16 protein-coding genes and 1 pseudogene are annotated in these 16,550 nt (G+C 67.2%); 2 read left to right on the top strand and 15 right to left on the bottom strand.

The window, feature by feature from the left end; genetic code table 11:
* Positions 1 to 45 precede the first annotated feature (45 nt).
* The 7 genes from EPN51_RS11065 to fadD5 all read right to left on the bottom strand — a co-directional run bounded on the left by EPN51_RS11065 (position 46) and on the right by fadD5 (position 9,134).
* Positions 46 to 1,659 (bottom strand): virulence factor Mce family protein, encoded by a 1,614-nt coding sequence (locus EPN51_RS11065; RefSeq protein ID WP_293041983.1) that lies wholly within the window; start codon positions 1,657 to 1,659, stop codon positions 46 to 48.
* The gene (locus EPN51_RS11060) at positions 1,656 to 3,245 is read right to left on the bottom strand and encodes an MCE family protein (RefSeq protein WP_293041980.1); all 1,590 of its coding nucleotides are present in this window, start codon (positions 3,243 to 3,245) and stop codon (positions 1,656 to 1,658) included. The genes EPN51_RS11065 and EPN51_RS11060 overlap by 4 nt, the downstream gene beginning before the upstream one ends.
* On the bottom strand, positions 3,242 to 4,282 hold the full coding sequence (locus tag EPN51_RS11055) for a virulence factor Mce family protein (protein ID WP_293041978.1): 1,041 nt from the start codon (positions 4,280 to 4,282) through the stop codon (positions 3,242 to 3,244). The genes EPN51_RS11060 and EPN51_RS11055 overlap by 4 nt, the downstream gene beginning before the upstream one ends.
* Positions 4,279 to 5,586 (bottom strand): MCE family protein, encoded by a 1,308-nt coding sequence (locus tag EPN51_RS11050; RefSeq protein ID WP_293041975.1) that lies wholly within the window; start codon positions 5,584 to 5,586, stop codon positions 4,279 to 4,281. The genes EPN51_RS11055 and EPN51_RS11050 overlap by 4 nt, the downstream gene beginning before the upstream one ends.
* Before the next feature lie 5 nt (positions 5,587 to 5,591).
* Complete coding sequence (locus EPN51_RS11045; RefSeq protein WP_293041972.1) at positions 5,592 to 6,461, bottom strand: ABC transporter permease; 870 nt, start codon at positions 6,459 to 6,461, stop codon at positions 5,592 to 5,594.
* A 1-nt stretch (position 6,462) separates the two neighbouring features.
* A complete protein-coding gene (locus EPN51_RS11040; protein WP_293041969.1) occupies positions 6,463 to 7,278 on the bottom strand; it encodes an ABC transporter permease in 816 nt (271 codons plus the stop codon).
* 260 nt (positions 7,279 to 7,538) lie between these two features.
* On the bottom strand, positions 7,539 to 9,134 hold the full coding sequence (gene fadD5, locus EPN51_RS11035; RefSeq protein ID WP_293042300.1) for a fatty-acid--CoA ligase FadD5: 1,596 nt from the start codon (positions 9,132 to 9,134) through the stop codon (positions 7,539 to 7,541).
* 194 nt (positions 9,135 to 9,328) lie between these two features.
* Here fadD5 and EPN51_RS11030 point away from each other — a divergent pair, with 194 nt between their 5' ends.
* Positions 9,329 to 10,009 (top strand): GntR family transcriptional regulator, encoded by a 681-nt coding sequence (locus EPN51_RS11030; RefSeq protein ID WP_293041966.1) that lies wholly within the window; start codon positions 9,329 to 9,331, stop codon positions 10,007 to 10,009.
* Here the strand turns inward: EPN51_RS11030 and EPN51_RS11025 are convergent.
* The 3 genes and pseudogenes from EPN51_RS11025 to EPN51_RS11015 all read right to left on the bottom strand — a co-directional run.
* Positions 9,914 to 10,115: pseudogene (locus tag EPN51_RS11025) on the bottom strand (gamma-glutamyl-gamma-aminobutyrate hydrolase family protein); the annotation flags it as partial. The gene EPN51_RS11030 and the pseudogene EPN51_RS11025 overlap by 96 nt on opposite strands.
* Positions 10,116 to 10,140: 25 nt before the next feature.
* Positions 10,141 to 10,581 (bottom strand): SRPBCC family protein, encoded by a 441-nt coding sequence (locus EPN51_RS11020; protein WP_293041963.1) that lies wholly within the window; start codon positions 10,579 to 10,581, stop codon positions 10,141 to 10,143.
* Positions 10,582 to 10,637: 56 nt separating this feature from the next.
* Positions 10,638 to 11,114, bottom strand: a complete 477-nt coding sequence (locus EPN51_RS11015) for a thioesterase family protein (protein ID WP_293041960.1) — start codon at positions 11,112 to 11,114, stop codon at positions 10,638 to 10,640.
* Positions 11,115 to 11,128: 14 nt separating this feature from the next.
* On the opposite strand from EPN51_RS11015, the gene EPN51_RS11010 reads away from it, so the two are divergent.
* Positions 11,129 to 12,241 carry an alcohol dehydrogenase catalytic domain-containing protein gene (locus EPN51_RS11010; RefSeq protein WP_293041957.1) on the top strand — a complete coding sequence of 371 codons (1,113 nt, stop codon included), beginning with the start codon at positions 11,129 to 11,131 and terminating at the stop codon, positions 12,239 to 12,241.
* On the opposite strand, the gene EPN51_RS11005 is transcribed toward EPN51_RS11010, so the two are convergent.
* The 5 genes from EPN51_RS11005 to EPN51_RS10985 are packed head-to-tail and all read right to left on the bottom strand — an operon-like array spanning position 12,238 to position 16,550.
* Entirely contained in the window at positions 12,238 to 13,161 is a 924-nt protein-coding gene (locus tag EPN51_RS11005) for an alpha/beta hydrolase (RefSeq protein ID WP_293041954.1), read from the bottom strand. The genes EPN51_RS11010 and EPN51_RS11005 overlap by 4 nt on opposite strands.
* Positions 13,158 to 14,678, bottom strand: coding sequence for an NAD(P)/FAD-dependent oxidoreductase (locus EPN51_RS11000; protein WP_293041951.1), 1,521 nt, complete (start codon positions 14,676 to 14,678; stop codon positions 13,158 to 13,160). The genes EPN51_RS11005 and EPN51_RS11000 overlap by 4 nt, the downstream gene beginning before the upstream one ends.
* Positions 14,660 to 15,388: an SDR family oxidoreductase gene (locus EPN51_RS10995; protein WP_293041948.1), complete on the bottom strand. Its 729-nt coding sequence runs from the start codon at positions 15,386 to 15,388 to the stop codon at positions 14,660 to 14,662. The genes EPN51_RS11000 and EPN51_RS10995 overlap by 19 nt, the downstream gene beginning before the upstream one ends.
* Positions 15,385 to 15,795, bottom strand: a complete 411-nt coding sequence (locus EPN51_RS10990; protein ID WP_293041945.1) for a nuclear transport factor 2 family protein — start codon at positions 15,793 to 15,795, stop codon at positions 15,385 to 15,387. The genes EPN51_RS10995 and EPN51_RS10990 overlap by 4 nt, the downstream gene beginning before the upstream one ends.
* Positions 15,792 to 16,550, bottom strand: a complete 759-nt coding sequence (locus tag EPN51_RS10985) for an aldolase/citrate lyase family protein (protein ID WP_293041942.1) — start codon at positions 16,548 to 16,550, stop codon at positions 15,792 to 15,794. The genes EPN51_RS10990 and EPN51_RS10985 overlap by 4 nt, the downstream gene beginning before the upstream one ends.

Here is a 16,550-nt window from a genome sequence, read left to right as displayed (position 1 = left end):
CTCGGTTCGGCTTGCTCCTCGCGCGCACCGCGCTCGTCACGCGCCTCACTGGCCACCTCCGAAGTCAGCGGGCGACGCCGGGCCACCCGCGGTCGGCGCGGGCGCCGACACCGGCGCCGGTGTCGGCGCGACCGGACCCGGTATCACGCCCGGCCCCGGCGGTGGCGGCTGGATCGGCACCGGGGCGTTGAGCCCGATGGGCGGCACGATCGGGTTTTCGTCATAGGCGTTCGGCGGCCCCGGCGGGGTCTGCAGGTTCGACTGCACGGGCTCGATGTTCGGCCCACCCATGAGCTCTTCCAGCGACTCCGGGGTCATCAGGCCCGCGGTGATGGGCCCGACCTGCTGGCCCTGCATGCCCGGGGCGACGATCCAGCCCGGCTGGGTGTTGCGGTGCGACGTCGGGGTGTCCGGCACCCAGATGCCCGGGACGGTGGTGTCCTTGTATCCGTTGGGCGGCTGCAACCGCGGCTCGGAATAGGCCACGTGCTTGGGCAGCGTCGCCGCGGTGCTGAACGGGTTGATGCCGAACGGCGGATAGTTGAACTTGATCGCGTCGAGGACCGGCGCCAGGTACTGGGCGCACAGTTCGGCCGACTCCTGATAACCCAACCGGCTGCCGGCCTGAATCGCACTACAGATGAACTGCATCGGGTTGGCGAAGTTCTGGATCGCCGGCAGGCCGACGACGGCCCCCTGGGCCGGGTGATAAATCTGGTTGATGTTCGACGCGGCCGTCGGAGTGACATGCAGCGCGGTCTCCAGCCCGTTCAGCGGATCCGGTTGCAGCAGCGTGTTCGTCGCGGTCGCCAGGTTGTTGATGTCGTGGGTCAGCACTCCGCGGTTCTGGTCCAGCCACGGCCGCACGGTCGTGAGCAGGCCGTCGAACTGCTGCACCGCGCGGGCGAGGGCGGTGTCGTCGTGGGCGAGCCGGGTGGTGAAGTCAGCCAGGTTCTGGTTGAGCGCGACGAACTGCTGGTCGTCTTGGTGCAGCGCGTTGACGAACAGCGCCAGGCTGCGCACCACCGCAAAGAAGTCGCCGCGACCCTCGTTCAGCGCGGTCAACGCCTTCGACAGGTTGCTGAAGGTCGCGTTGATCTGTTTGCCCTTGCCGGCCAGCCCGTCGGCGAACGACTCGATGACCTCACCGAACGGGCCCTTCGGCTGCTCGGGTGTGGGACCCAGCTTCGAGATGATGTTGGTGATGCTGTTGCGCAGCTGGTCCCACTCGACCGGCACCTGGGTGCGCTCTTCGGGGATCACGGCGTTGTCGGCCAGTACCGGCCCACCCTTATACGGCGGCTCCAGCTGAATGGCGCGCGACGCGACCAGGGTGGGGTTGAGGATCACCGCCGACGCGTTGGCCGGCACCCGGTACTTGTTCTCGTAGTGGAAGGTGACCTTCATCTTGTCGCCGGTCGGCTCGATCTTGTCGATCGCACCCACCCGCAGGCCCATGATCTGGACCTTGTCGCCCTTGTAGAGCGCATTCGTTGCCGGGAAGTAGGCCACCACGCTGTTGTTCGTCAGCTTTTCGTAGAGCCGCCAACCGATATAACCGACGACGAGGGCCAGCACGATCACCAGGGACCCGATGATCACCGACGCCCGGGACAGCTTCGGGAGCCGCACGTTGCGGATGTCAAAGATGGTGCTCAATTCTGGCTACCTCCCGTGACACCGGTGCCTCCCGCTCCGCCGGGGTTGATGAACGGTGCCGGCAACTGGTTGCCCGGCCCGGGTGGCGCGGCCGGTCCCGGCGGGAAGCCCGGCGCGAACGTCGACGGCGGCGGCACCGGCCCGGCCGGCGCCAGGTTCTCGGTGCGTGCACCAGGGGGTGCCTGCGTCGGCAACGGCACCGGCGTTCCCGGCACGTCCGGCGGCGGGTCACCCGGCCGGCCCGCGATATTGATGCCCGGCGTCGGCGGCAGGCCGGCGGGGTTCGGCGGCGACGTCATCACGTCGATCGGTGCCGGGAAGCCCGGCCCACCGAACGGGCCCCCAGCAGCGCCCGCACAAGGCAGCGGATTCCACGGCCGCGGCAGACCCTCGTCGCCAACGGTGACGTTGCCGCCGGGGTTCGCCGGCGTGTACGAGCACGGCGAGCCCGGCGGGACCGCCGGTCCCGGGTGATCGGGCGTGCCCTCCAGCACCGGTGGTGCCGGCGGCGGCGCGCCGTTGGGGAACCGGGTGCCGTTGGGATCGGGGAACCGGTATTCGGGCAGCCCGGCACCACGCCAGAAGTTCTCCGGGTCGATGCCGCGCTTCTTGAACGCCGCGTCGACCCACGGCTGGGAAATCTGATAGAGGGCCAGGTTCCCGAGGATCACCTTGAAGAAGGGTCCCGACCCGATGGCCTCGTTCAACGACGGAAGGAACTTGCCGACCTCGATGAGCCCGCTGGCGACGTCGTCCTTGCGCTCGACCAGGATGTCGCTGATCGTGCGCAGCTGTTCGAGCACGTGGTTGAGGTTGGGGTTGTCGTTGATCAGTCCCTTCACCTGTTCGGAGAAGGCGGCCACGTTCGCCAGCAACGCGTTGATGGCCTGACCGCGTTCGTTGAACGCGGCCAGCAGCGTCTTGGCGTTCACCAACGCCCTGTCGATCTGGTCGCTGCGATCACCCAGGACGCCGGCCACCTGATTGGCCTGGGCAAGGAGGTGCTTGACCTGGTCGTCCCGCTTGCCGATGGTGTCGGAGAACTTGGCCACCCCGTCAAGCGCCGCGCTCAGGTGCGGGTAGGTCTGGTCGATCGTCTCCGAGAGCACGTGCAGCGACTGCTTGACGGTGTCGATGTCCCAGCCCTGGGCGGCCTTGGTGACGTCGAAGAAGGCGTCGTAAATCTGATACGGCGTGGTGCTTTGGCCGATCGGCAACGTCGCCCCGGGCCGCAGCTCCTTGTTACCGCGGGCCTCGACGTCGAGGATCTTCTTACCCAGGATGGTGTCGGTCTTGATCGCCAGCCGGCTTTCGGTGCCGATGGTGTTGGTGCCGACGGAGAACTTCAACCGGATGTGATCGCCGTCGATCGTGAGGCCCTCCACCTTGCCGACGTCCAGGCCGGCGATGCGCACTTTGTCGCCGGTGTTGATGCCGCCGGAGTCGGTGAACTGGCCGTAGTAGCTCGGCATGGCGAACAGCATCGGGACGCTGGTGAAGCTTTGGCCGACGCCGATCACGAGCGCCGTCACGACGATGCCCATCAGCCCGATGCGGACCCGGTTGGGGGGTTCCAGTGTTCTCATTGCGGCGTGCACCTACCCGTCGGCTGCTGGAACAGCCGAACCGTGCGGACCGGACCGCCGGCCTGCAGACCGTTGATCTTGAGGATGATGTCGCAGGCGTAGAAGTTCACGAAGTCCCCGTAGACACCGACGGCGCGCCCGATCATGTTCAGCGCGGTTGGCACCTTCTTGAGGTAGTCCTGCAGTTGGTCCTGCTGGTCGATGACCGGCTGCTGCACCGCGTCGAGGTAGTTGATCGTCTTGTGCAGCAGCGCGCGGTCCTCGGACAGCAGATCGGCCACCGTGCCGGCGGCGTTGCTGATGTGCGCGGTCCCCCCCGCCAGCTGGTCGCCGTGGTCCTTGAGCCCGGTGATCAGCACCTCGAGCTTGTCGACCGTCTGGTCGAATTGCTGCCGGTGGCGAACCGTGGTGTCCAGCACGATGTTCAGGTTCTTGATGACGTCGCCGATCGCCTGGTCGCGCTCACCGAGCTGGCTGGTCAGCTGCGCGGTCTGGTCGAGGATGTCGTTGATCGTGCCGCCCTGCCCCTGGAACACCGTGACCAGCGCGGTCGCGATGGTGTTGACCTTCTGCGGGTCCAACGCCCGGAACAGCGGTTTGAACCCACCGATCAGAGCGTCGAGATCCAGTGCCGGCTGCGTTCGCGACAGGGGGATGAAACCACCGGGCGGCAACACCTTGTCCGCGCCTTCGCCCTGACCGCGTTTGAGCTCCAGGTAGCGGTTACCGATCAGGTCCAGGTAGCGGATCTGGGCGCTTGTCGACGCGTACAGGGGGATCGAGCGGTCGACGGCGAATTCCACCCGCGCGCGCTTGCCACCGTCGACCAGCTTCACCGAACTGACCTTGCCGACCTCGACGCCGGAGGCGCGGACGAACTGGCCGGCACGCAAGCCGCTGATGTTGCTGAACTCCGCGGAATATCCGTTGGTGCGGTCGAAACGCATCTGACCGAACACCACGACGATCATCACGGTGAAGATCAGCAGCACCACCGAGAAGATGCCGAGTCTGATAAGGGTTCCGGTGATTTTCATGGGTTGATCGTGTTATCCCCTACCTGACGGCCCCACACGTACTCGATCGCATAGGGCGAACCGGTTTCCAGGTGGTTGTACGGCGCGAGGCTGTTACCGGTGTCCATCACCAATTCGGGTGCGGGCCACAGACCGCGGGTGATCGGCTGCCAGCAGCCCGGCGCACCTCCCGGCCCGCCGCGAGCGTTCAGCCGCGGCAGGTTCTCCGGCCAGATGTAGGGGTTGGGCGCCCCACCGACCAGACCGGCCGTGGCGCCGAGTCCCAGGGTGAGCCCGGCGGCGGCGACTAGTCCCAGGGGGTTGGCTATCAGCCCCAACCCGGACAGCACCGCGGTGTTGGTGATGAGCGAGTAGCCGTTGCCGCCGAGGAACGCGGCGGCCTTGGGTTCGATGTCGTGATAGTTGCGCAGCGTGCAGAACAGTTCGGGGCTGTAGGTGTCCAGCAACTGGGCCGTCGGCACCAGGTCGGCCGCCCCGCGCGCCAGATACGGCCCGCCCTTGTTGAACACCTCCGCCCCCGTGTTACCGAACCCGGCCGCCGACAACAACGCCTGATCCAAATCCTTTTGCTGCGCATTGATGGTGCGCGAGGTGATCACCGCATTGTTCAAAAAATCGAACAAATCCGGCGACGCATTCGCATATGTATCCCCCAGCGCCGCCAACCGCTGAATATCCTTACGCGCCTGCGGCATCCGCGGATTCACCTCATCCAAAACCGCATTCGCGTTCACCACCGACTGCCCGAGCTTGTCCCCCAGCCCCGCCAACGACTGCGCCGCCGCACTCAGCGTCAAATTCAACTTGACCGGATCAACCTTCTCCGCGATCGAGGTGATCGTCTGAAACAACGTATTGATCTCAGTGGTCACCGACCGCGCATCCAGCACCGTATGCGGCGAAATCTTCTGCGGCGACGGATGAGCCGGCGTCGTCAGCGACACATACTTACCACCGAACACCGTCGTCGCCTTGATATCGGCATTCACATTCGACGGAATCAGCTTCAAGTAGCGCGGATACACCTCCAGCGTGAACTTGGCCGCCGGCTTCCCATCACGCACCGTCTCCGCGATCTTGCCCACCCGGCCGATCTCCACCCCGTTATAGGTCACCTTCGACCCCGGGTCCATCACCAGCCCGGCCCGCGACGCCAGCATCGTCAACTCGGTCTTGGGGGTGAAGTCTCCCCGGAACTGGCCGTAGACCAGTCCGAGGGCCACCGCGGCGATCAGCAGGCCCGCCAACCCGACCCACTTGTACGGGGGGGTCCGCGGGGCGTTGGTCTGGATCGGTGCTGACATGGCGGTTACACCGTGAGTGCGAAGTTGGGGTTGACGCCGTAGAGCGCCAACGCGCCGGCCAACACGACAACCTGAACCGACACCAGGGAGAAACGCATCGATCGACCGACGGCCTCACCCACACCGACCGGCCCGCCGCCGGCGTTGTAGCCGTAGAAGCAGTGGGTGATCATGACGACCGCGGTGATGATGATGGCTTCCAAGAACGACCAGAACACGTCGTCGGGGCGCAGGAATGTCCGGAAGTAGTGCTCGTAGGTGCCGTTGGATTGTCCGTAGAGCACCGTCGTGGTGATCTGCGGCGACAGGAACGACATGATCATCGCGAGCGCGTAGAGCGGGATGATCACCACCAGCCCGGCCATGATCCGGGTGGTCGCCAAAAACGAAATCGACTTGATGCCCATCACTTCCAGGGCGTCGATCTCTTCGCTGATGCGCATGGCGCCCAGCTCGGCGGTGGCGCCGGCGCCGACGGTGGCGGCCATCGCGATACCGGTGACGACGGGCGCGGCGATGCGCACGTTGATCAGCGCGGCGAAGAATCCGGTGAACGCCTCGACGCCGATGTTTCCCAGTGACGCGAACCCCTGGATGGCGACCAGGGAGCTACCGGACAACGTCACGAAGCCGACGATGGCGACGGTGCCGCCGATGACGGCCATGGCGCCGGTGCCCATACCGATCTGGGCGATCAGCCGCAGGGTTTCTTTGCGGTAGTTGCGCAGCGCGTGCGGAATGTGCGCCAGGGCCACGCCACCGAACCACGCCATCTGACCGAAGTCGTCGAGCCCCCGCGCCGCGGCAAGGCCGTAGCGGTTGAGATTCTCTGCGGCCCGCGGGAAGCGGGAGCGAAAGACGGCGGTAGTTGACATGTCAGTGCCCCGTCCCGAATCGCACGCCGATCGTGGTCAGCACCACGTTGACCGCGTAGAGCGCGACGACGCACAGCACGACGGTCTCGTTGACGGCGGTCCCGAGCCCCTTGGAGCCGCCGCGCACGGTCAGCCCGCGGAAGCACCCGACCAGGCCGGCGATCAGACCGAAGATCGCGGCCTTGACCGTCGCGATGACAACCTCGGGCAGGCCGGTGATGGTGGTCAGGGTGGCCAGGTATGCGCCACCCGACACGTTCTGCAAATAGACGCCGAACAAGTAGCCGCCGACCAGACCGACGGTGATCACCAGACCGTTGAGCAGGGTGGCGACCAGGGTCGCGGCGATCACCCGGGGCACCACCAGGCGGTGGATCGGGTCGATGCCGAGCACCTCCATCGCGTCGATCTCTTCGCGGATGGTGCGCGCGCCCAGGTCGGCGCAGATCGCCGTCGAGCCGGCACCGGCGACCACCAGCACCGTGGTCAGCGGGCCGAGCTGGGTGACGGCGCCGATCGCCGCGCCGGCGCCGGACAGGTCAGCGGCCCCGAACTGTGCAAGCAGGACGTTGAGGGTGAAGATCAGCAACACGGTCAGCGGGATCGAGACCATGATGGTCGGCAAAAACGCCACCCTCATGATGAACCAGCACTGCTGGACGAATTCGCGCCACTGGAACGGCCAACGGAACAGGGCTTTTCCGGTCAGCACGCACATCCGGAAGAAGCCGCCGACAAGCGTCAGCGGGGTCTCCAATTGATCGCGCAGGTAGCCGACCAGGTAGGGACCCCGTCGACTCGTCGACGTTGAAGTCACCGCTGCCCCCTCTGGCCGTCACCGCGCGCCCCCTGGCACCGCGGTGGATCGTGTAGCACGCCTCCACCTCGCCCCGACTTGATGTCTGTGACCATCGGCTCCCTACTGGCAAGTAGTAACGGAGACCACAGGAATGTACCCGATGGCCAAGCACGTGTGAACCGCATCTGCACAATTAACCCTTCGCCAACAACCGGCAAACGTTACAGCTCCCATCAAATTTCCTCTCTGGCCGTAAAATCTGTTGCCCTAGAATGGATTTAGTCGATTTTCGCGACTCCGTAGCGGATCCGCAGTTCAGTCTTGAGCACCTTGCCGGCCGGGTTGCGCGGCAGCGCATCGACGATCTCGAGCGCCTTGGGGTGCTTGTAGCGCGCCAGCCGCTCGGTCAAAAACTCGTCCAGCTCGTCGAGCCCTAAATTGTCGCCCGCGACAGCGGCGACCGCGATCGGCACCTCACCCCACTTGTCGTGGACCCGGCCGATGACGGCGACTTCGACGATGCTGGGGTGGCTGGCCAGGACGTTCTCCACCTCGGCGCAGTAGATGTTCTCACCGCCGGAGATGATCATGTCCTTCTTGCGGTCGACCACCCACACGTAGCCGTCCTCATCCATGCGGACCAGGTCGCCGGAGTGGAACCAGCCGCCGGCGAACGCCTCCGCCGTGGCCTCCGGATTGTTCCAGTAGCCGCTCATCAAAGTTGGTGCGCGATAGACGATTTCACCGATCTCACCGATGGGCACGTCGTTCATGTTTTCGTCGACCACGCGGGCGGCTACCGTGGGGATCACCTTGCCGACCGAGCCACGTTTGCGGATGGCGTCTTCGCCCAGCAACATGCACGTGACCGGGGACATCTCCGTCTGGCCGAACGCGGCCAGTATCTGGGTGCCGGGGAACGTCGCCGACATCTCGCGTAGCAAAGCGTCGGGCGCCGGCGCGGCCCCCCACGACATCACCCGCAATTTCAGGTCGCGCGGGTGTGCTTTCTGTTCGGCGCAGACCGCCTGCCACTGCGCGGGAACCAGGAAGATCCCGGTGACCTTTTCGGCGGCAAGCACGTCGAGCAGTTGCCCGGGCTCGAACGCGCCGAGCGGGTAGATGACCGTGGGGATGCCGAGCAACACCCCGGTGAGCATGTTGCCGACACCGGCGATGTGGAAGAACGGCACACCGACGAACCCGACATCGCTGTTGATGTCGGCGCCGTTGGTGTAGAGCCCGGTCATCGTCTGGCCGGTCAGATTGGTGTGGGTGAGCACGGCGCCCTTCGGCCGGCCGGTGGTGCCCGAGGTGTACATGATCAACGCCGGCGAGTCGTTCGGGATGTCGACGGGTTGGTGCGGCTCCCCGGTCTCGTTGATGAGGTCTTCGTAACCCAGCACGCCGTCGTCGGTCGAGCCACCGGCCACCACGATCGTGCCGAGCAGCGACTCGATGTCGCGTACCCCGGTGGCCACGGGAGCGAGCACCGATTCCGTGACGACGACGCGCGCTTCGCAGTCCTGCACCAGGAAGGCGATTTCGGCCGCGGTGAGCCGGAAGTTCAGTGGCACGGCGATGGCGCCGAGCATGTTGATGGCCAGCACCGACTCGACGAACTCCGTGCGGTTGAGCATCAGGATCATGACCCGGTCGCCGAAACCGACACCCCGGCGGCTCAGCGCGTCGGCCAGCGCCGCCACCCGGCCGCGCAGATCACCCCAGGTCAGAGTCTTGCCCAGGAACCTCAGCGCCGCCGCCTTCGGTTGCATCAGCGCGTGCCGTTCGAGTTGGTTCACCCAGTTTTGCCGCCGGGCCAGGTACGGCTGCTCGTTCGCGCGTGTCAGATGGTTTGCCAATTGCGCGGTCAAACTCAACACTTCCCTTCACTCGCGCACCGCTTGCGCCAGGTTGATATTTGATAAAACATGGTGTTGTGTGGGTCACACTATGGCTTTGATGGTCCACTGACAAGTCCTCGACAAGCCCTCGTCCAGCCCCGTCAAAGCTTGAACTCCATCCGACCGAGCCACTGAAAGCCCTGGCAGCCCCTGTGAACGCACCGATGTCTATGCAGCCGAGGAGCCGGCGGCCGCTGCGGCGGGCTCAGCTGTCCGACGAGGTCGCGGGCCATCTGCGGGCGTCGATCATGTCCGGCACGCTGCGTCCGGGAACGTTCATCCGGCTCGACGAGACCGCGGCCCAGCTCGGTGTCAGCGTCACCCCGGTGCGGGAAGCCCTGCTGAAGCTGCGCGGTGAGGGCATGGTGCAACTCGAACCGCACCGCGGTCACGTCGTGTTGCCGCTCACCCACCAAGACATCGAGGACATCTTCTGGCTGCAGGCCTCGATCGCCAAACAGTTGGCGGTCGCGGCCACCGATCACATCACCGACGCCCAGATCGACGAGCTGGACCGCATCAATGATTCGCTCGCCGCGGCCGTCGGGTCCAGCGACGCCGAGACCATCGCGGGCATCGAATTCGCGTTCCACCGCGTGTTCAACCAGGCCAGCGGCCGAATCAAGTTGGCCTGGTTCCTGCTCAACGCCGCCCGCTACATGCCGGTGCTGGTGTACGCCGCCGATCCGCATTGGGGCAAGGCCGCCGTCGACAACCATCGGCAGCTGATCGCCGCGCTGCGCCGGCGCGACACCGCGGCGGTAATCGAGCACACCGTGTGGCAGTTCACCGACGCGGCGGCCCGGCTGACCGAGCTGCGCGACCGCACCGGAATATTCGAATAGCGGCGATCGCGAGCGCGGCGAAGCCGGGCGAAGCGGGTCGCCGCCATCAGCCCCGCGGCGATCGCGAGCGCGGCGAAGCCGGGCGAAGCGGGTCGCCGCCATCAGCCCCGCGGCGATCGCGAGCGCGGCCCCTAGCTCGCGGACAGCTGCTCGGCGCGCTGCTTGAGGCTCTCGGCGAGGTGGTCGAGGACGTTGTTGAGGAGCTGCTTGACCATCGGCGCCGGGACCGGCATCGAGGTTTCGACGTCCAGGTCCACCGTCAGCAGGCTCGACGGGCCCATCGCCACCACGGAAAACAGTTGCTCCTGCTTGGTGAACAGGTTGCCTTGCTGCAAGACGGTCTGGATCTGGTTTTCCCCCGGGTAGTACACGGCCTGGATGAACATGCTCTGCATGCCTTGGTAATCGGTGTCGAGCCGTAGCTGACTGGGCCGGCCGTCGTCATAGCGGGCAAGCACCCAGAGGCCTTTGATCTCCTCGTTCCAATGCGGGTAGGCCTCGAAATCGCCGACGATCTTCATGATCAGTGCGGCGTCGGCGCCGATTTCGACGGTCTTGCTCAAGACTGGCATGCGCGCAGCATAACGGGGTGAGCGAAAACCCCAGCGCAGGCCGCTATCTGGGGGGCCTAGCTCGATTCGCCGACGCGGGCCGTCGACAGCAGGGACCGGATGGGGTCGGGAATCGGGACCGACTTGCGGGTGACCCGGTCGACGTAGACGTGGACCCAATGCCCCAGCGCGGTGATCCGCCGCGCTGGGCCTGCTCCGGACTCGAAGACGCCCAGCCGGTAGGTGACGCTGCTGCGGCCCAGCCGTGTCACGGCCAGGCCCACCGCGAGGTTCTGGGGGAAGTGCAGTTCGGAGAAGTAGCGGCAGCCCGACTCGGCGACGATGCCCAGCGCGGGCGTGGTGATCGGGTCCAGCCCGGTACTGGTGTTGATCCAGGCGTTGATCGCGGTGTCGAACAACTGGTAGTAGACGGCGTTGTTGAGATGGCCGAACATGTCGTTATCGGCCCACCGCGTCCCGACCGGCCACAGCACCGGGAAGTCGCTGCTGGTCAACCCGTCCGGAGCGGGGGGAACTGCTGGAGCCGAGGCCATGGTTGTATTCCAGCATGTCCGGAATTCGGGGCGCGGTACTGGAGCGCATCGGGGCACCCCGGCCCTACGCGCAGTCGCGGCCCATCAGCATCAGCGACCTCGACCTCGCGCCCCCGGGGCGCGGCGAAATCCTGGTCCGCATCGAGGCGGCCGGCATCTGTCACTCCGACCTGTCGGTGGTCGACGGCAACCGGGTCCGCCCGGTGCCGATGTTGCTCGGTCATGAGGCCGCCGGAATCGTCGAACAGGTCGGTGCCGGCGTCGGCGATGTGGCCGTCGGCCAGCGGGTGGTGCTGGTGTTCTTGCCGCGGTGCGGCCACTGCGCGGCGTGCGCGACCGAAGGCCTGACGCCGTGCGAGCCGGGCAGCGCCGCCAACGGCGCGGGCACCTTGCTGGGCGGCGATGTTCGGCTGAGCCGCGCCGGCCGGCCGGTGTATCACCACCTCGGGGTCTCGGGCTTCGCGACGCGGGCGGTCGTCAATCGGGCCAGCGCGGTCGCGGTGCCACCCGACGTGCCGGCCGACGTCGCCGCGCTGCTGGGGTGCGCGGTGCTGACCGGCGGCGGCGCGGTGCTCAACGTGGGGCATCCGCGACCGGGCCAGACGGTCGCCGTCGTCGGGCTGGGGGGCGTCGGGATGGCGGCGCTGCTCACCGCGCTCACCTATGACGACGTGCGCGTCGTCGCCGTCGATCAGCTGCCCGACAAGCTGGCGGCCGCGCGCGGCCTGGGTGCCCACGAGGCGTACACGCCGCGGCAGGCCGCCGACGCGCACGTGAAGGCGGCCGTGGTCGTCGAGGCCGCCGGCCATCCCGCCGCACTCGAGACCGCGATCGGTTTGACCGCGCCGGGCGGGCGGACCGTCACCGTCGGCCTGCCGCCGCCGGCCGCGCGGATCACCGTGTCGCCGTTGGGGTTTGTGGCCGAGGGCCGCTCGCTGATCGGCAGCTATCTCGGCTCGGCGGTGCCCAGCCGCGACATTCCCCGGTTTGTCGAGCTGTGGCGCTCGGGCCGGCTGCCGGTGCAATCACTGGTGTCCTCGACGATCCGGCTCGACGACATCAACGAGGCGATGGACCATCTGGCCGCGGGCACGGCGGTGCGCCAGCTCATCAGGTTCGACGGTTAGCCGCCGTGCAACGCGCACGACAGGGCGTGGCCCTGCAGCGCGAACAATCGTTGCGAGCCGGGCCATTCCGGCAGCAGTGAATCGAAGCCGTGGCAGGCGCGCGGAAACACGTGCAGCTCGGTCGAGACTCCGGCGTGCAGTAGCCGCTGCGCATAGTCGATGGCCTCGTCACGGAACGGGTCGATCTCGGCGCAGGTGATCAAAGCCGGTGGTAGACCGGCAAATCCGGTTCGCCGGGCGGGCACCATGGCCGCCGACCCGGCCGCCGGGCCCAGGTAGTGGCGCCACATCAGGTCGGCGCCCTCGCCGTCGAAGGCGGGACTGGTGCGGAATTCCGCCTTCGACGGGGTGGCCCGGTCGTCGAGCACCGGCTGGTGCAGCAGCTGAAAAGCCACCGGCGGCAACGAGCCGTCGGCGGCGCCGTGCGTCAGGCAGGCGGCCAGGGCGGCGCCGGCGCTGCTGCCCGCGACGGCCAGTCGTGCCGGATCCACCCCGAGCGCGGCCGCGTCGGCGGCCACCCAGCGCAGCACGGCGCTCGCGTCCTCGAGCGCGGCCGGATAGGGGTGTTCCGGCGCCAGCCGATAGTCCACCGACACCACCGTGCAGCGGGCGCGGCGGGCTAGCTCCACACACTGGCGGTGATCGGTATCGAGGTTTCCCAGCGCGAAACCGCCGGCGTGGCAATAAACAACGACCGGCGCCGGCTCGGGCCCGCCGCGATAGATGCGCACCCCGACGCCGGCGGCGTTGTCCTCGGCGATCCGGACCTCGCGCGCATCGGTCTGCCCGGCGGTGAGACGGCGGCGTTCGTCGAACGGTCCACGGGTGAGTTGGATTGCGGCCGAAGAAAAGTCGGTGCGCATGCTCGCGGCCGCGCGCAGCGCGGGGTCGAAGCGATCGGCACCGTCCGGCTCCGTCATCGCGTGCCCCGCTCGCGCGCGGCGGCCGCGGCCGAGACGGGGATGGCGGGCGCTTCGAAGCGGAAATCGGCCGGCCTGAACCTGCGCGTCATTCCCCAGAAGGTACGCGCGCTACGCGGCCACTGGGTGACCACTCGCCCGTTGGGAGCGCGGAAGTAGTTGCTGCACTGGGTGGTCCACACGGTACCCGCCATCCAGCGGTCGATCTTGGCGACGAAATCGGCCAGCGCCGAGGGACGCACCGCGACGTAGCGCTTGCGGTTGCGCCGCAGGTAGCGCAGCGCCCGCACGACGTAGCGTGCCTGGGCTTCGAGGATGAAGATGACGCTGTTGGAGCCGACGTTGGTGTTCGGCCCGTACAGCATGAAGAAATTTGGGAAGCCCGGCACCGCCATGCCGAGGTAGGCGTGCGCCCCGTCGCGCCAGACCTGCCGCAGCGTGATTCCGTGTTCGCCGGACACGTCCAGTTCCCCGAGATAGTCGGCGGCGGCGTAGCCGGTGGCGCACACCACCAGGTCGACCTCGCGTTCGGTGCCGTCTTCGGTGAGAAGGGATCGGGCGCGCAGGTAGCGCGCCGCGCTGGTCACCACCTCGACGTTGGGCCGGGTCAGTGCGGACAGGTAGTCCGAGGAGAACACCAGCCGCTTGCAGCCCATCGGATGATCCGGTGTGAGCTTGCGGCGCAATTCCTCATCGTCGACGGTCCTCTCGAGCAGTCCCAGTGCGACAGCGGTGAATTGCTCGGTCTTTTCGCTGCCGTGCTCGATCACCGAGACGTTGGATTCGCTGCGCAGCCACAGCCGGGTCCGGTAGAGCTTCTTGGCGAACGGGAGGTGCGCGAAGGCCCAGCGCTCCCGCCGTGTGTAGTGCCGGTCCGGCTTGGGCAGTATCCAGGTCGCCGATCGTTGCACCGAATACACCTTGTCGGCCACCTTGGCCAATTCCGGGATCAGCTGGGCGGCGGTAGATCCGGTACCCAGCACGGCAATCCGTTTGCCTTCCAGCGGGATCGAGTGGTCCCAGCGCGACGAGTGCATCACCGTTCCGGTGAACGGCTCTTGTTCGATGAGTTCGGGGAGCAGCGGCCGGGTGAACAGGCCCACGGCCGACACGACGACGTTGAAGTGATGCCGTTCGCCGGCCGGGGTGGTCAGGCACCATAGTTGGGTATCCGGATCCCAGTGTGCCGCGCAAATCTCGGTGCGCAGCTTCAGGTGCGGCCGCAGACCGTACTTATCGACACTTCGCTGGAAATAGTCCAGGATCTCGGGTTGTCCCGACCACAGCCGTGACCAGTGGGCGTTCAGGTCGAAGGAATACGAGTAGAGGTGCGACTTGACGTCGCACGCGAGTCCCGGGTAGGTGTTGATCCGCCAGGTGCCCCCGACGCCGTCTTCCCGGTCGAAGATGGTGAAGTTGCCAAACCCGTTACGTGACAGCATGATTCCCAGCGCCAGGCCGCCGGGGCCGGCGCCGATGATGCCGACCGAAATGTCGTTCATCGGATCTGCAGGCATTGACCACCGTCGATAATCAGTTCGGAGCCGGTGATGAACGACGCCTCGCCGGAGACCAGGAAGGCGACGGCGTCGGCGACTTCATCGGCCCGGCCTATCCGCCCGAACATCGACGCCTCGGCCAGCCGGGTCTGGGTGGCCTCGTCGAGCATCGATGTGGCGATCGGTCCGGGAAATACGGCGTTGACGCGGATGCCGGAGGGGGCGAGTTCGGCCGCGGCGGTCTGGGTCAGGCCGCGCAGTGCCCACTTCGACGAGCCGTAGGCACCGTGCTGCGGGAAAGGGCGGATCGCGCCGGTGCTGCAGATGTTCACGATGGACGCATCCGGCGCCTCGCGAAGGTGTTCCAGCACCGCGCGCACGCCGAGGAAGGCGCCCAGACAGTTGACCCGCCAAGAGTTTTCGAAACCTTCGGCCGTCTCCTCGCTCAGCGACGCCCGGTGCAGCACCCCGGCGCAATTGACCAGCGTGCTCAGCGACCCGAAGCGGTCGACGACCTGTGCGACGGCCGAGTTCCACTGCTGCTCCGACGTGACGTCGAGCTCGACCGCGATCAGCTCCTGGTCGCGCGATTCGCGTATCGCCGCGATGAGTTCGTCGGTGCGCCGATCGCACGCGGCCACCGAAAACCCCTTGGCGCGTAGCCGTTCGGCGATGGCCCGGCCCTGCCCGCCGGCGGCGCCGGTCACCAACGCGACACGTGGGTTCATGCCGGCCCGCCCTCCGGACTGTCGGCCAATCCACCGCTGGTGATGAAGCTGCACCGCCGCCGCGCAAAGCGCCAGTGACCGGTGATGCGCGTCAGTTCGTCGTCGTAGAGGGCGGGCCGCAGCTGCAGATCGCCGGCGCGGACGAACAACACCTGCGATCTGGCGGTGGCGGTCTCCGCCTCGACAGCAATCCGTGACACGCCGGTCAGATGCAGGCCGCGCGGGGCGTCGCGGAACATGCCGGCGATGCCGTCATGGCCCGCGAACGTCGTGCCGTAGACCAGGAATTCACCGTCGGGAGCGAACAGCTGCACGCACGCGTCGAAGTCACCGGCGTCGAGTGCGAGCGCGTAGCCGGCGATCAGTTCGCGGATCGCGGCGTGGTCATCCAAAAGGCGGGTGGTCATTGCGTCGCCTCACGCAGGTGCTCCGCGGCCCCCCGCCGCAGCGCCTGCGACTCGGCGGCCAGGGTGATCATGCCAAACCCCAATCGCGCCATGGCGTGACCCGTGTTGCCGTCCCCGGCGTGGATGCCGGTGACCAGGCCCGCGTCCGACGCCGCGCGTTGGACGCGCGTTATCGCGTCGAGCACCTCCGGATGTCGGGTCGCGCCGACCACACCGGCGCCCAGGGAGATCGCGAGATCGGCGGGGCCGACGTAGATTCCGGTCAGGCCGTCGACGGCGCAGATTTCCCGGATGTCCGCCAGCGCCGCCGCGGTTTCGATCATCGCGAACACGCTGACCCGGGATTCGTGGGCGGCGGGGTCGTGACCCAGGCTGGCGCGCAGCGGTCCGAAGCTACGCACGCCGCCCGGCGGGTAGCGGGTCGCGGCCACCGCCGCGGCGGCCTGATCGGCCGACTCGATCATCGCGATGACGACGGCGTCGGCGCCGGCGTCGGCCACCCGCCCGATGGGTGCGGCTTCGGCGTTGGGTAGGCGCACCACGGTGCCGAGGGGCAGGTGTTCGGTGCGGCGCAGCATGCCCGCGATGTCGGCGTCGTCGAGATAGCCGTGTTGGGCGTCGAATCCGACGTAATCGTAACCGGCACGTGCGAATTCCTCGGGTCCCAGCAATGTCGGGCCGGTGACCCAGCCGCCGAATATCACGGATTTGCTGCTCAGTGCCAGCTGCAGATTGCTCGGCGAAGCGTTCGTCAC

The organism is Mycobacterium sp., assembly GCF_004298145.1.
Classification (GTDB): Bacteria; Actinomycetota; Actinomycetes; order Mycobacteriales; family Mycobacteriaceae; genus Mycobacterium.
The sequence above is the reverse complement of the archived record's forward strand: the minus strand, read 5'-3'. Positions and strand labels throughout refer to the sequence as shown.

What these genes read in the sequence shown, in the direction of transcription:
- EPN51_RS11030 (WP_293041966.1), top strand. Translation starts at nt 9,329, where the DNA reads ATGTCTATGCAGCCGAGGAGCCGGCGGCCGCTGCGGCGGGCTCAGCTG.
- EPN51_RS11010 (WP_293041957.1), top strand. Translation starts at nt 11,129, where the DNA reads ATGTCCGGAATTCGGGGCGCGGTACTGGAGCGCATCGGGGCACCCCGG.
- EPN51_RS11005 (WP_293041954.1), bottom strand. Translation starts at nt 13,161, where the DNA reads ATGACGGAGCCGGACGGTGCCGATCGCTTCGACCCCGCGCTGCGCGCG.
- EPN51_RS11060 (WP_293041980.1), bottom strand. Translation starts at nt 3,245, where the DNA reads ATGAGAACACTGGAACCCCCCAACCGGGTCCGCATCGGGCTGATGGGC.
- EPN51_RS11000 (WP_293041951.1), bottom strand. Translation starts at nt 14,678, where the DNA reads ATGCCTGCAGATCCGATGAACGACATTTCGGTCGGCATCATCGGCGCC.
- EPN51_RS10990 (WP_293041945.1), bottom strand. Translation starts at nt 15,795, where the DNA reads ATGACCACCCGCCTTTTGGATGACCACGCCGCGATCCGCGAACTGATC.
- EPN51_RS11055 (WP_293041978.1), bottom strand. Translation starts at nt 4,282, where the DNA reads ATGAAAATCACCGGAACCCTTATCAGACTCGGCATCTTCTCGGTGGTG.
- EPN51_RS11020 (WP_293041963.1), bottom strand. Translation starts at nt 10,581, where the DNA reads ATGCCAGTCTTGAGCAAGACCGTCGAAATCGGCGCCGACGCCGCACTG.
- EPN51_RS11015 (WP_293041960.1), bottom strand. Translation starts at nt 11,114, where the DNA reads ATGGCCTCGGCTCCAGCAGTTCCCCCCGCTCCGGACGGGTTGACCAGC.
- EPN51_RS11050 (WP_293041975.1), bottom strand. Translation starts at nt 5,586, where the DNA reads ATGTCAGCACCGATCCAGACCAACGCCCCGCGGACCCCCCCGTACAAG.
- EPN51_RS11045 (WP_293041972.1), bottom strand. Translation starts at nt 6,461, where the DNA reads ATGTCAACTACCGCCGTCTTTCGCTCCCGCTTCCCGCGGGCCGCAGAG.
- EPN51_RS10995 (WP_293041948.1), bottom strand. Translation starts at nt 15,388, where the DNA reads ATGAACCCACGTGTCGCGTTGGTGACCGGCGCCGCCGGCGGGCAGGGC.